Raw genomic sequence first — 14966 nt, 5'->3', positions numbered from 1 at the left:
CCGTTTTGCGGACGAGCGGCAACGTCACGAGACTATGTAAGGGAGTTGCCGATGCCTGGAGAGATCATTCAGGTCGTTACGACCACCGCCGAGAAGGATTCGGCCGAGAAGATCGGGGCCGCCATTTTGAATCGCCGCCTGGGTGCCTGCGTGCAGATCAGCGGGCCGGTCGAAAGCAGCTATTGGTGGAATGGGCGAATTGAAACCGCGCGCGAATACCTTTGCACCATCAAAACGGTGAAAGAAAAGTTTGCTCAAGTCGAGCGGACGATCATGGAACTCCACTCGTACGACAAGCCCGAAATCATGGCGACCCCCGTGGTCGAAATTTCTGCCGAGTACAAAGCCTGGCTGATGGAACAGCTGAAGCCTGTCAAGAAAGTTGCCGCGGCCAAGGACGAGCATCCCTAGTGATGCCCCCGCCCGGATAAAATCCCCGCGAACCTCAGCCCGAACCAAAACTCGGTCAGGCTGTCTCTCCTGTATTTGCTGACCCATGCTCTACTACGCCGAACTCGAGGCACAACTGGCCACGGCGATGCAGCGCGATCGCCATCGCCTGCGCAATCAGCTGCGGGCCATTCGCCAGGCCGAACAAGACGGCCGCCCCTTCGACCGCAATTTGTCGCGGCTGCAAGAGGAACTCGAAAAGTCGATTGCCGAAGCCGAGCGCCGCAAGTCGCTGGTGCCGAAGATCGAATACGACGAAGCGCTCCCCGTCGTCGAACAGCGGGCCGTCATTGCCGAGGCGATTCAAAAAAATCCCGTTGTGGTGATCTGCGGCGAAACGGGCTCGGGCAAGAGTACGCAGCTACCGAAGATCTGCCTGGAGATTGGCCGGGGAGTGACCGGCCTGATTGGGCACACACAGCCCCGGCGCATCGCGGCCCGCTCAATCGCCGCCCGCGTGGCGGAAGAGTTGAATAGCAGCGTCGGCAAATTGGTCGGCTACAAGATTCGCTTTGCCGATCAAACGACGCCCGAGACGCTCATCAAGGTGATGACCGACGGCGTGCTGCTCGCCGAATCGCAGACCGATCGCTACTTCGAAAATTACGATACGCTCATCATCGACGAAGCCCACGAGCGGTCGCTGAACATCGATTTTCTGCTGGGGTATCTCCATCGCCTGATGGTCAAGCGTCCCGAGTTTCGCCTAATCATCACCAGCGCCACTCTCGACGCCCAGCGCTTCGCCGAGCACTTTGGCCATGCGGGTGAAAACGGCAAGTTGATCCCCGCGCCAATCGTCGAAGTCTCGGGCCGAACGTATCCGGTCGAAACCCTCTATCGCCCCTTATCCCTGGAAGACGAAGATTTCGAACTCGATCCAGTGCAAGGTGTCCTCCGCGGAATCGATGAACTTTCGCGGCTCGGCCAGGGAGACGTGCTTGTCTTCTTGCCCACCGAGCGCGACATTCTCGAGGTCTCGCACAAGCTGCGCGGGCGCACCCACGGCGGCAACACCGAAGTGCTGCCGCTGTACGCGCGGCTCTCGACGGCTGAGCAGAACAAGGTCTTTCGCAGTCACACGGGGCGGCGGATTGTCCTCGCCACCAACGTCGCCGAGTCTTCGCTGACGGTGCCTGGCATTCGCTACGTGATTGATACCGGCACAGCTCGCGTCAGTCGTTACTCGGCCCGCAGCAAACTGCAACGCTTGCCTATTGAGGCCATTTCCCAAGCCTCTGCCGATCAACGCAAAGGTCGCTGCGGTCGCGTGGGTCCTGGCGTCTGCATTCGCCTCTACAGCGAAGAAGATTACTCCCGCCGCGAACGCTACACACCACCAGAAATTCAGCGGACGAACCTAGCTGCGGTGGTGCTGCAAACCTTGGCCCTCGATCTCGGCATCATCGAAGATTTTCCCTTTCTGGATCCGCCGCGAGCCGAAGCCGTTCGCGATGGCTACAAGACGCTGTTTGAACTCGGAGCCATCGATCAGGCTCGCGATCTGACCCCTGTTGGCAGGCAACTAGCCAAGTTACCCGCCGATCCGCGCATCGGCCGCATTCTGCTGGCCGCCGATCGCGAAGGCTGTTTGGCCGACGTGCTCATCATCGCCGCTGCGCTCGAAACTCAAGACCCGCGCGAACGACCCGCCGATCGCGCGGCCGCCGCCGACGAAGCCCATCGCAAGTTCCAGTCGGGCGAGAGCGACTTTCTCTCCTTCATCAAACTGTGGGACTTTTACGCCAAACTGAAAGCTGAACTCAGTCGCAATCAGCTTCGCCGGGCATGTCAGCAGAACTTTCTCTCCGAACTGCGGATGCGTGAATGGCACGATGTCCATCGGCAACTGCTCGACATGGTCACCCAGTTCGGCCTCCGCGCCGGCCGTCGTCGCTGGCAAACCTCGGAAGACGACGCACCGAAAGATAAGGATGCCTACGACGCGATTCACCGCGCGTTACTCGCCGGCCTGCTCGCGAACATCGCCCTGCGGAGCGACACGGCAGAGTACAACGGCGCGGGTGGTAACAAACTGTTTCTTTGGCCCGGCAGCGGTGTGTTCGCCACCAAGCCCAAATGGATCGTCGCCGCCGACCTGGTCGAAACCACAAAGAACTATGCCCGTACGGTCGCGCGCATCGATCCCGATTGGATCGAACCGCTGGCGAGTCACCTGGTTAACTATCACTACACCAATCCACAGTGGGATAAGCGCGCCGGCTCGACCATGGCGAGCGAGCGCGTATCGCTCTATGGCCTAACGATCATTCCGCGCCGTCGCGTGCGTTACGGACCGATCGATCCGCTCGCCTCGCGCGAGATCATGATCCGCAGCGGACTCGTCGAAGGCGAATTCGAAACCCGCGCACCGTTCTTCCGGCACAATCAGCAGCTGCGTGATGAGCTCGATCATCTGGCCGCCAAAGCCCGGCGGCGAGACCTGCTCGTCGAAGATCAGATGGTCTACGACTTCTACGCCGGTCGTATTCCCGCCGACGCCTACGACGCTCCTCGCCTCGAAAAATGGCGTCGCTCGCTGGAAGAGAAACAGCCTCGCATCCTGCACATGGAGCCGGCCGACTTGCTCGGGCAGGAACTCAACCCGCCTGAGCCCGAGGAGTTTCCTGAAAAGCTGGAACTCGACCGCCTGCAGTTGCCGCTCGACTATCACTTTGAACCGGGTGCCGAAAATGATGGTCTCACCGCAACCGTGCCGCGCGAAGCTATTTTTCAACTCTCGGCCGAGCGTCTTGGCTGGTTGATCCCCGGCCTGCTGGCCGAAAAGGTTGAACACCTGATTCGTTCGCTCCCCAAGCAACAGCGGCGGAACCTCATCCCCGCGCCCGATGTCGCCAAGCGAACCGCCAAGAAGTTGCACTTTGCCAAGTCTTCGTTTTTGCTCGAAGTCGCGCGAGTCTTGTCTGTTGAAGCGGGTGAACCAATATCGCCCGAGCAGTTTGACCTGACTCGCTTGCCCCAGCATCTGATTTTGAAGGTGCGCGTCGTCGATGAGCAAGGCAAGATTCTCGCCGAAGGTCGCGATATCGAAAAGCTGCGCGCCGAGATCGGCGCGAAGCCTTCCACAGCCGTGGTCGCCGCGGAGAAGAGCCCCTGGCATCGCGACGGCGTGAAGAGTTGGGAGTGGGATGTGCTGCCCGAGGCCGTCGACATCAGCCGCGGCGGTCTCACGTTCACGCGCTTTCCAGCCATCGTCGACACGCAAGAAACAGTCGCTCTGCGATTGACCGAGACGCTGCCCGAAGCGGAACAACTGACCTGGGCCGGCATTCGCCGCTTGATCGTGCTTGATCGCCCGCGCCGCTATCGCGAGCAGATCGAGAACCTGCCCAAGCTGAATCAGATGCAGGTCCTCTCCGCGAAACTGACGCAAGACCGCACGCTCATTCAGCAACTCATCGACTTACTCGCCCAGCGGACCATCGACTTGGCCATGCCGGCCTGGAAGAAGCAGTCGCAGAATTCGTTGCCGCGCACCAAGGACGAGTTCAACAAGCTGCTCAAGCTCTCGACCGATCAGCTGCTACCAGCCGTACAGGAAGTGTCTCGGTTCGCACTGCCACTGTTCGAAGCCTATCACCAGGCCCGCTTGGCACTCGAGCAAGCTCGCCCGGAAACGTGGAAACCAGCGATGGAGGATCTGCGTGACCAGTTCAACGAGCTAATCGTACCGAACTTCCTCGCCGACACGCCATGGACCTGGCTGCAACACTTTCCTCGCTATCTCAAGGGCATCTCGCTTCGCCTGCAGAAGATTGCCAGCACCGGGTTGCCCCGCGATCGCCAAGCGATGTTGCAGGTAACTCCGCGCGTGAAACTCTGGCACGAACGGCGGGAAGTGCACCGCAAGCATCACGTCCTCGATCCCGAACTCGAAACCTTTCGCTGGCTGCTGGAAGAGTTCCGCGTATCACTCTTTGCCCAGGAACTCGGCACGAGCCAGGCTGTGAGTGGCCCGCGACTCGACAAGCAATGGGAAAAGGTTCGGCTGATGTGATTGCCCTCTCGAATCGCGTTCTGCCTATCGCTTCTTACTTCCCAGCGGCGAGAGTGCTAAAACAACACGCTGCAAACCGCTTCGCTTCTTCCCCGCCGGGACTATGTCTGATGCCTATCCAAACCTCTCGCCTGCTTGTGTGCTTAGTCGCCAGTCTGTTCGCGTTGCCAATGGTCGCGCTGGCCCAAGAGAAGACCAGCGATTTTCCCGTCGCGGTGCTGAATCTCGACAAGGTGTTCAATGCTTTCAAGAAGCATGCCGAACGCCTGGAACCCTTGCGCGGCAGTGCCAAGGAACTGGACGAAACGGTGCAAGTGCGGCAGGTCGAAATGGAGACCGCAGCCAATCAACTGCGTAAGGCTCCTCCCGGCTCGCCGGAACAACAGCGGGCCCAGATGCAAATCGTCAAGCTGCAAACCGAACTGCGGCAGTTCGTCGAACAAGAGCGGCAGAAACTCCAAAAACGCGAACTAGCGATGATCATCGCCTCGCAGCGCGAAATCGACGAACAGGTCAAAAAGATCTGTAAAGAACGGGGCCTCAAACTGGTGCTGCGCGAGTACAGCCCGCCCAACGAAAATCAGCCCTTGCAAGAACTGGCCAAGAACCTGAACCGCGACGTCATCTATCAAGAGGGACTCGATATCACCGATGACGTGATCAAGGCTCTCAACGAGGCAGAAAGCAAGTAATTACGAGACACCCCCACGCTCACTCACGGAGGTCGACATGCACGGGCAAACTTCGCTTTCGCGTTACGGCTGGCTCCTCGCCCTGTTAGCAATCTTTGCCCTCTGGCTGCGGGTGGAGAGTACGCCGGCCATTTCGACCGCCCATGCTGGCAATGAAGATCAAAAGAAAAGTGAACGTGCCGCGGACGCTTCATCCATCGGTGTGGTCGACATTGCCAAGGCCGTGGCGGGTTACCAAAAGTATTTGAAGACTGCGGCGACCATTCAAAAGCAACGAGACGAGTACAACGAGGACCGCGCGAGACAAACTGCGGAGGCGGAAAGCCTTTATCAAGACTACAAGCAGCTTGACGAAAAAAGCGATGAGGGCCTTCGGCTCAAGCGGCAATTGGAACGGATTGCACAAGACATGGTTGATGCGCACGAGAAGTTCAGACGTGAAGATACTGCTCGCACCTATCAAAACATATCGAGCTGCTATGAAGATTTGCTGCGGGCGGCAGACCTTGTAAAAAAAGACAAAAAGCTGGACATCATCCTAAACAGCTACGAACCGGACTTCGATCCCAGCAAATCGGCTGATGTGTTCTTCCGAAGTTACCGAACGGTTGTTCGCTATGACGAATCCCTCGACATCACCAAAGACGTCATTGCGTATCTCAACAAAGAAACACTTTAAGAAGCTCAATTCAACCGGATCCTCCCTCACAACCGCCTGTGATTCACTGCTATGAAAACTTCCCCAGCCATTGCCTCGCTATTGATCACCGCGTGCTGTGCTTTAGCAACCTCGGCCGCTGAAATCACTTTCAAGGCCGAAGAACTGCCGACCAAGCTCGGCGTGGGATATGCCGTGCGGTTGCTCGATATGAATGACGATCAGAAGCTCGATATCTGCATCGTCGACCAGACGCGAATCTTGTGGCTGGAGAACCCGACCTGGAAAGAACACATCCTGATCGACAAGCAGACGCGGCCCGACAACGTCTGCTTCGCGCAGGCCGATATCGATGGCGATGGCAAGCTGGATTTTGCCGTGGGCGCCGACTGGAAGCCGTTCAACACCGAGAGTGGCGGCACCGTGCAGTGGATTCGCGCGAACCCGGCCAAAAAGGAGAGCAAGGAACCGGCGCTATGGGAAGTTCATCCCATCAGCGAAGTGCCGACCGTGCATCGCATCAACTTTGCTGACCTGGATGGCGACAAGAAGCCAGAGCTGATCGTTTCGCCCCTGATGGGTCGCGGTACCACCAAGCCCAACTGGCAAGAAGCGACCTGCCAATTGCTTGCCTACAAGATTCCGGCCGATCCCGTGAAGGGCCCTTGGGAGCCCACCGTCATCGACGACAAACTGCACGTGACCCACAATTTTCAAGTCACCGATTTCAATCACGATGGCCAGCCTGACATCCTCTATGTCGGCTTTGAAGGAGTCTCGCTCCTCACCAAGGACGCCAGCGGCAAGTGGCAGAACAAGCGAATCGGCGAAGGGAACCAAAAAACCTCGCCCAATCGCGGCGCCAGCGAAATCAAGCACGGTCTGCTGGGAAAATCGGGAGATTACATCGCTACCATCGAACCTTGGCACGGCCATCAGGTCGTTGTCTATACCAAGCCAACCGCTGACCGCCCTTCGCCCGGCGACGGTCTCTGGAATCGGCACGTCGTGGACGAAGAACTGAAGTGGGGGCATGCGGTGTGGTGCGCGAATCTCGACGACGACGAAGCTGAGGAGCTGGTCATCGGCATTCGCGATGACCTGGGCAAGGACCGCCGCTGCGGTGTGCGGATCTATGATCCGCAAGATGCTGCTGGTCAAAAGTGGGAGCGGCAATTCGTCGATCAGGGTGGTGTCGCGGTCGAAGATCTGGCCGTCGGCGATCTGAACGGCGATGGCAAGGCGGAGATCGTCGCCGTCGGCCGTGCGACGCACAACGTCAAGATTTATTGGAACGGCAAGTAGCGTTTAGTTCGCAGTTAATGGTTCGTAGTTCGAAGTTTGATTCATGCTCGACAATGCTCCGGTTCGTAGTAAGAAGTTTCAGGACTTGACGATCGAGGGTTACTCGCGCGCGGCGGTGCAAACGTACTGGCGAATTCCCGAGCTCAAGATCGGCTTCGATCTGGGTGCGCATCCGTGGGACTTCATGGGGACGCAGACGTGGCTGCTGTCGCATCTGCATCTCGATCACATGGCGGCCATTCCGGTGTACGTTGCGCGGCGGCGGATGATGAAAATGGATCCGCCGACCATCTACTTGCCCGAGCATGGCGTCGAGTTAGTCGATCATCTGCTACGCGTGGTTTCGCGGTTGGATCGCGGGCGGTTGCCTTGCGAACTGATCGCCGTTAAGCCTGGCGACGAACTCGAACTCTCACGCGAGCATGTCTGCACGGTCTCGGCCACGAAGCACACGGTTCCTTCCGTGGGCTTCGTGATTTGGGAGCGTCGCAAGAAGCTGAAGTCGGAGTATCAAGGTCTCTCCGGCGATCAAATTCGCGATATCCGCATGAGCGGGGCAGACGTGACCGAAGAGAAGCGGATTCCGCTTGTCGCTTATACCGGCGACACGGCACCCGCGGGACTCGATGCTTGCCCGGCGATGTACGAGGCGAAGATTCTGATTGCCGAGATGACGTTCGTCGCTCCCAGCCATCGCAAGGAAAAGATTCACAAGCACGGGCACATGCACCTGGACGATTGGGTCGAACGCCGCGATCGGTTTCGCAACGAACTGATCATTGCCGGGCACCTCAGCACGCGGTATCACGATAAGCAAGTGAAGCACTACGTCCACAAGGCATTCCCGGATATGCTCGGCGGCAGGTTGAACTTGTGGCTTTGACAGCTGGGGCAGCAGGGAGGCTGCTGGCCGAGCCACGCGCAGCGTACGTGCATGTGCCGTTTTGCCGTCATCGCTGCGGCTATTGCAACTTCACGCTCATCGCCGGGCGTGATGACCTCATCGAGCGCTACCTGCGGGCACTTGAGCTGGAATTGCAGTTGCTGAAGTCGCCGCGCGAGGTCGATACGCTTTTCTTTGGCGGTGGTACTCCGACGCACTTGCCGCCGCCGCAATTAAAGCAGTTGCTCGAGTTGGCTCTCTGTTGGTTTTCGCTACAAACGGGCGGAGAGTTCAGCGCTGAGGCGAATCCGCTCGATCTCACTGCCGAGCGTTTGGACGTGATGCAAGCCGCCGGCATCAACCGCATCAGCATCGGGGCGCAATCGTTCAGCCCGCGCAAGCTGAAGATCCTCGAGCGGGATCACCAGCCTGCGGATGTGGCCACTGCGTTTCACGCGGCCGCGAAGGTAGCTCCGTCCGTTTCACTCGATCTCATTTTTGGTGTGCCGGACGAAATGTTGGCGGAGTGGGAAGCCGACTTGCAACAGGCGTTAGCCTTACGACCGCAGCACATTTCGACCTACGGCCTGACGATCGAGAAAGGAACTTCCTTCTTCCCGCGCGTGCAACGTGGCGAGCTGACACCAGCGAACGACGACGCAGCAGCCAGTATGTACGAGCGGGCCATCGACGTGCTCACCGCTGCGGGCTACGAACACTACGAAGTTTCCAATTTCGCCTTGCCCGGTTTTCGCTGCCGGCACAATGAAACCTACTGGCTCGGGCGAGGTTACTTCGCTGCCGGTCCTGGGGCAGCTCGTTACGTGCACGGTGTGCGCGAAATGAATCATCGCAGCACGACTGCCTGGCTGCAGCGACTGGAGAACCAACAATCGCCCGTCGCTGAGCACGAAGAACTCACTGCAGACGATCGCGCGCGCGAGCGACTCGTCTTCGGCCTGCGCCGCTTAGAGGGAATCCGTCTAGGCGAGTTTGAAGCAGAGACGGAGTATTCAGCTGTTTCGCTCGGCGGAGCTTCGCTGCAGCAGTTCCTTGCGCAGGGTTTACTCCAACTCGCAGATGACAGGCTGCGACTCACTCGTCGCGGCCTGCTGATCAGCGACAGCCTGTGGCCGTATTTTTTGCGAGGGTAGGCCCAACGGTTAGCTTCGCCGCTTCGAGTTTTCTGAAAACAGCGATACAATAAGTCGATGCAAATCTGGATTGATGGCGATGCTTGCCCGGTCGATGTGAAGGAACTGCTGTTTCGCACGGCAGACCGGCGGCAAGTGAAGATGACCGTGGTCGCGAATCAGTCGATTCGCATTCCACGATCCGAATACATTTCGTCGCTACTGGTCACCGATGGCGCGAATATCGCCGACCGCAAGATTGTGGAACTGCTGACTCCCGGCGATCTGGTGGTGACCGCCGATATTCCACTCGCCGCCGACGTCATCGCCAAGGGGGGCGAAGCGCTTGACCCGCGTGGGCAGCTTCACACCGAAGCGTCCATCGGCGAGCGACTGGCTGTACGTAACATGCTCGACCAGATGCGCGGCAGCGGCGACGTGATCCGCGGCCCGCGCGGTTACAACTCGAACGATCGGCAAGCTTTCGCTAACACGCTCGATCGCTGGCTGACCAAGGCGTTGCGAGAGAGGGGCGAGAGACGAGAGTCGGGGGACGAGGGGAAGAAATAAATTTTGGCGGCCCCAACTGTAGCGTCTCTCGGCACTTACCGAATTCCCGCTCGCCCATTCGTCTTTCTCCCGTCCCTCGCCTCTCGCCTCTCGCCCCTGATTTCTTAGAATGAACCTTGCTAGTTAGTCTGACTCTAGCCAACTGTCCGCCGTCCCCTCTTCGCAATGCTCCGTCCGCAAGGAAGCCCCGCATGTCCCGTTCGTTTGTGCATTTGCATTGCCACTCGCATTACAGCCTGCTCGACGGTGCCTCGCCCATTCCCAAGCTGATTCAGCGGGCGAAGGATCACGGGATGAACTCGCTGGCGCTCACCGACCACGGCAATCTGCACGGCGCGCTGGAGTTTTACAACAAGGCAAAGGCGAAGGGGATCAATCCGATTCTTGGCTACGAGGCCTACATTGCCCCCGGCAGTCGCTTCGACAAGAAAGACGCCTCGAACAGCAAGGAAGCCAGTTATCACTTGACCTTGCTCGCGCAGAATCGAGTTGGCTTCAAGAACCTGATCAAGCTGGCCTCGGCCGCGATGCTAGAAGGTTTTTACTATAAGCCGCGCATCGACAAAGAGATCCTCGCTGCGCATAGCGAAGGGATTATCTGCCTCAGTGGATGCGTCTCCAGCGAGTTCAGCAACGCGATCTTGCGCGGCGGCGATGGCGATGATGCTTTTAAAGCCGCAATGGAAACCGCTGCCTGGTTCAGCAAGCTATTCGGCGATCGCTACTACATCGAGATCATGAACAACGGCGTCGACATCCAGCGCATTCAACTGGAGGGCGCCGTCGAGATCGCTAAGCGCATGGGCTTGCCGCTCGTGGCCACCAGCGACGCGCACTACGTCGACCGCGACGATGCCGAAGCGCAGGACGTGATGCTATGCGTGAACACCGGCCGGTTCCGCACCGACACCAACCGGATGAAGATGGAGAACGATTCGTTCTACCTTCGCTCGCCGGAAGAGATGTACCAGCATTTTCCGGGGCTGGAAGATGCCGTTGCCCGCAGTCAGGAAATTGCGAATTCGGTTTGCATCGATCTGGAACTCGGCAAGCGACACTTTCCCGTCTACGCCTTGCCGGAAGGGCGCTCGACGGCTGAGTACTTGCGCGAGTTGTGCATCACCGGCCTCAAGGATCGCTACTCGGACGATCCGGAGATGCTCAAGGACGATGTGCTGGCCGACGTAGTCATCGCGCGGCTCGATCGCGAACTCGACGTGATTAACAAGCTGGGCTTTCCGAACTATTTCCTCATCGTTTGGGACTTCGTCCGCGAAGCCCGCGACAAAGGCATTCCTGCGACGGCGAGAGGTAGCGGTGTCGGCGCGCTCGTCTGCTTCGCGCTTTACCTCAGCCACGTTTGCCCGATCAAATACGACTTGCTGTTCGAGCGGTTTCTCGACCTGAACCGCAAAGAAGCGCCCGATATCGACATCGACTTCTGCAAGGAACGTCGCGGGCTGATCATCAACTACGTCAAGGAAAAGTACGGCGAAGCGAACGTCGCGCAAATCGGCACCTTCGGTACGTTGCAAGCCCGCGCAGCGATCAAGGACGTCGGTCGCGTGCTCGGTATCCCCGTCGATCGAGTCAATAAGCTCACGGGGCTTGTTCCGGATCAACTACACATTTCGCTCGACGAAGCGATCGAGCAAGCCGAAGAGCTGAAGCATCTGTACGAGACGGATGCTGAAATTCGCGAAGTGCTGAATCTGGCTCGCAAAATCGAAGGTCTCGCGCGGAACATCGGCACGCATGCGGCGGCGGTGGTGATCGCTGACAAGCCGCTGACTGAGTATGTGCCGCTGGGCAAGGTGAGCGGCAAGAACGACATCATCACGCAATGGTCGATGGGCGATGTCGAAGCGGCCGGTCTGCTGAAGATGGACTTTCTCGGTCTGCGAAACTTGACGATCCTCAGCAAGGCAGAAGACATCATTCTGCAAACGACGGGCAAGCGAATTAACCCGTACAAGTTCCCGCTCGACGACAAGAAAACATTCGCTCTGCTGCAACGTGGTGAAACGAAAGGCATTTTCCAGCTGGAATCGGGCGGCATTCGCGACTTGCTGCAGAAGATGAAACCCGATCACTTTCGCGACATCATTGCGACGAACGCGCTCTATCGCCCCGGTCCACTTGAAGGCGGCATGGTTCGTGACTACGTCGAAGTGAAGAACGGCCGGCAGGCTGCCAGTTACATCCATCCCGTCTGCGAGAAGATCCTCGCGGAAACGCACGGCGTGATGGTGTATCAAGAACAGGTGATGCGGATCTTGAGCGAGTTGGGCGGCATCGAACTGGCCAGTTCGTACACTTGCATCAAAGCGATCAGCAAAAAGAAGGAAGAGTTGATCGCGAAGAACAAAGATCAGTTCCTCATCGGCTGCGGCGAGAAGGGCCTGTCGAAAAACGAAGCTGAAGACTTCTGGAATATGATCATCAAGTTCGCGGGCTACGGCTTTAATAAGAGCCACTCGACCGCTTACGCGCTGATTGCCTACATGACGGCCTATCTGAAGGCGCACTATCCGGTCGAGTTCATGGCGGCGCTCCTCAGCGGCGATATCGAGGGCCGTAACTTCAAAACGAAAGATGCGCTCGTCGAGCACTTGGAAGACTGCGAGCGAATGAACATCGAAGTGGTGCCGCCGTGCGTAAATCATAGCGACGTCGATTTCACCGTTGCGGGCGACAAGATTCACTTCGGCCTTTCCGCGATTCGTGGCTGCGGCGGCAGTGCCGGCGAAGCGATCTCGACGGCGCGCAAGAAGGGTGGTCCCTTCCGCGATCTGTTTGATTTCTGCGAGCGTGTTGATTCTTCCGGTTCCAGCAAGGGTGTGATCGAAACGCTCATCAAGGCAGGGGCCTTCGATTGCTTCAAGGCAAAACGCTCGCAGCTTGGCGCCATCGTCGAACGGGCAATTCAGGCGGGCCAGAGCGTGGCTTCGGACCGCAAGAGCGGGCAGAAGTCGCTCTTTGGTGCCTTTGCGGAAGAAGCCGATTCGAAGCCTGTCGTTACCATGCCCGATCTGCCGGAGTTGCCCGCGAAGGAGATGGCGCAAGCCGAGAAGGAGGTTCTCGGCTTCTATCTTTCGTCACATCCGCTCGATGAATTTAAGGGCAAGTTGGCCATGTATCGTTCGCACACGGTCAATGGTGCGAAGACAGCGGCCGAACGACAAGAGGTGATCCTGGGGGGCATGCTAGGGGCGTTTAAATACGGCAATTCGAAGGATCCGAAGCCGGGCAAACCGTCGCGTTGGGTAATGTTCGATCTGGAAGACGTCGAAGGGGTAATCCGATGCTGCCTTTGGCCGGAAGGCTTCGTGGAATACGGACATCTCGCGCAGCCTGATGCAATCCTGATGGTGCGCGGCAGCATCGACCGCCGTGGCGGTGAAGAAGCGAACCTGATCGTCAACGAACTGAGCACACTCGCCGATATCGACGAGCGGAGCACGTCGGGAATTGAGATTCGTTTCGATGAACGCCAGCACGGCATCGAGACGATTAAGAAGGCTTATGAGATCATTCGCGGCTACCCCGCAAACGGCGACAAGCCCGGCCAATTGAAAATGCAGATCGTCACCGAAGATCGCACCATTGTTGAATTGCGTGTGAATAAAGGCCGGCTGAGCATTACCAAGGAACTCGAAGCTCGCCTGCTCGACTTGCTTGGTCCCGGACATCTTCGCCTGCTGAAGAACCCGCCCAAGCCGTCGGCCGATCGACCGGGACCGCGAAAGTTTCAGAAGGCCGGCGCGCGCTGATTTTGCGTGCCGACAACGCTGGCGGACACATCGACAGACAACGAGCAACGCTTCAAACGGCCACCCCTTCGCGGTAAACTAGCCGTATGTCAGCAGCCAAAAAACTCGATCTGGTTTCCGTCGAAGACTACCTGGCCGGCGAACTTGCCTCGCCGATCAAGCACGAGTATCTCGGCGGCGTCGTCTACGCCATGCCCGGCGCACGCAATGCGCACAACGTCATTGCAACGAATATCACGGTTGCGGTGGGATCACGCCTACGCGGCCGCAAGTGCCGCCCATTCAATTCAGATACCAAGATCCGCGTGAGGCTGCCCACGCACCTGCGCTTCTACTACCCCGATTGCTCCGTGGTTTGTCGTCCCAATCCGCAGGACGATTCTTTTCAGGACGATCCAGCGGTGATCTTCGAGGTGATCTCGCGTTCGACACGTCGCACCGATGAAGGCGAGAAGCGAGACGCCTATCTGACGATTCCCTCGCTATCGGCTTACGTCATTGTCGAACAAGAGAAGGCAGCGGTCGTCGTCTATCGGCGTACCGACTCAGGCTTTGTACCCGAAGTGTACGAAGGTCCGGCTGCCATCATTCCACTCGCCGAAATTGAGACCGAATTGCCGCTGAGCGAAATGTATGAAGGCGTTGAGTTCTCGCCGGAGCCGACGGAAGAAAGTCAGTAATTCCTCTGCTCTCGAATTGAGCCAAGTTGCAGGTTCTCGTGAGAGGCATCCATGATGTCAGCATGTTCGCCCGTCGAGCCAGACGTCTACTTTGCCGTACGTGGAAGGGCACTTCGATTTGTGCAGACATTTGCTGGTTTTGCAAATCCCATCGTGCTGAAGGTTGCGCAGGCAAGCGTGGCCGACGTCGTACGATTTGGTACGCCCGGTTCCACGCGATATTTCCAGATCGATGTTCGTTTGGAACACTCCGAGTCAATGCGCATAGACTCGCTGCGCGGCAAGGTGGGCGAAGAACGAGAAGAGACGCAACGCTTTTTAGCTCACCCCTGGGATCTGCGCGTCGTCTGCACCACGACCGACGTCATTCGGCACGAGTTTCTCTATACGGACATCTGCGGTGACGGCTGTTGCGGCACCATCGCGAGTTTGATCGCCGACCCAAGTCCGGAACTGGGCAACTTGCGAACGGAATATCAAGGCGTGGCTCAGCGGGCAATCGAGTTCGCCAAGAGAGAGCAGAAGTACGATATCACCGAGATCGTCCAAGTCACGCCGGCACATGATGACGATGTCGAACGCTTCGGAACGGCGGGCAGCGATCGCTACGGCGAAGTGCTTTTTCGGCTGGAGTATGCCGAGGCTTACAAGGAGACGATGCTTGCGCATGAGGCGCGGCAGCGAGTCAAATCTCTCCCGGATGCTCTCCAATTCCTTAATCTTCCAAGCTATCTGCGCGTAGTCTGTAGCGCGACCAACCTGCTTCACCACGATTGGTTGAAGATTGATCAGGCTTAGGTCCGG

At 58.1% G+C, this 14966-nt stretch carries 11 protein-coding genes; all 11 read left to right on the top strand.

Annotated features, from left to right (window positions below):
* The first annotated feature begins 51 nt into the window (after positions 1 to 51).
* Entirely contained in the window at positions 52 to 411 is a 360-nt protein-coding gene (cutA, locus tag NA78x_RS04575) for a divalent-cation tolerance protein CutA (protein WP_425617243.1), read from the top strand.
* An 85-nt stretch (positions 412 to 496) separates the two neighbouring features.
* Positions 497 to 4468, top strand: a complete 3972-nt coding sequence (gene hrpA / locus NA78x_RS04570; RefSeq protein ID WP_425617242.1) for an ATP-dependent RNA helicase HrpA — start codon at positions 497 to 499, stop codon at positions 4466 to 4468.
* A gap of 110 nt (positions 4469 to 4578) precedes the next feature.
* Positions 4579 to 5160: an OmpH family outer membrane protein gene (locus tag NA78x_RS04565; RefSeq protein WP_425617241.1), complete on the top strand. Its 582-nt coding sequence runs from the start codon at positions 4579 to 4581 to the stop codon at positions 5158 to 5160.
* A gap of 37 nt (positions 5161 to 5197) precedes the next feature.
* On the top strand, positions 5198 to 5839 hold the full coding sequence (locus tag NA78x_RS04560; RefSeq protein ID WP_425617240.1) for an OmpH family outer membrane protein: 642 nt from the start codon (positions 5198 to 5200) through the stop codon (positions 5837 to 5839).
* Positions 5840 to 5890: 51 nt separating this feature from the next.
* Positions 5891 to 7123: an FG-GAP repeat domain-containing protein gene (locus NA78x_RS04555; protein WP_425617239.1), complete on the top strand. Its 1233-nt coding sequence runs from the start codon at positions 5891 to 5893 to the stop codon at positions 7121 to 7123.
* 43 nt (positions 7124 to 7166) lie between these two features.
* Positions 7167 to 8006, top strand: coding sequence for an MBL fold metallo-hydrolase (locus tag NA78x_RS04550; RefSeq protein WP_425617238.1), 840 nt, complete (start codon positions 7167 to 7169; stop codon positions 8004 to 8006).
* On the top strand, positions 7997 to 9160 hold the full coding sequence (hemW, locus tag NA78x_RS04545; RefSeq protein WP_425617237.1) for a radical SAM family heme chaperone HemW: 1164 nt from the start codon (positions 7997 to 7999) through the stop codon (positions 9158 to 9160). Before NA78x_RS04550 ends, hemW begins: the two co-directional genes overlap by 10 nt.
* Before the next feature lie 57 nt (positions 9161 to 9217).
* Entirely contained in the window at positions 9218 to 9709 is a 492-nt protein-coding gene (locus tag NA78x_RS04540) for a YaiI/YqxD family protein (protein WP_425617236.1), read from the top strand.
* 191 nt (positions 9710 to 9900) lie between these two features.
* Positions 9901 to 13482, top strand: a complete 3582-nt coding sequence (dnaE, locus tag NA78x_RS04535) for a DNA polymerase III subunit alpha (RefSeq protein ID WP_425617235.1) — start codon at positions 9901 to 9903, stop codon at positions 13480 to 13482.
* Positions 13483 to 13568: 86 nt separating this feature from the next.
* Positions 13569 to 14162: a Uma2 family endonuclease gene (locus NA78x_RS04530; RefSeq protein WP_425617234.1), complete on the top strand. Its 594-nt coding sequence runs from the start codon at positions 13569 to 13571 to the stop codon at positions 14160 to 14162.
* A 51-nt stretch (positions 14163 to 14213) separates the two neighbouring features.
* A complete protein-coding gene (locus NA78x_RS04525; RefSeq protein WP_425617233.1) occupies positions 14214 to 14960 on the top strand; it encodes a hypothetical protein in 747 nt (248 codons plus the stop codon).
* Positions 14961 to 14966 lie beyond the last annotated feature (6 nt).

Origin of the sequence: Anatilimnocola aquadivae (assembly GCF_049819085.1) — a bacterium.
Taxonomy (GTDB): domain Bacteria; phylum Planctomycetota; class Planctomycetia; order Pirellulales; family Pirellulaceae; genus Anatilimnocola.
Note: the sequence above shows the minus strand (reverse complement) of the source record. Positions and strands in the feature narration are given on the sequence as shown.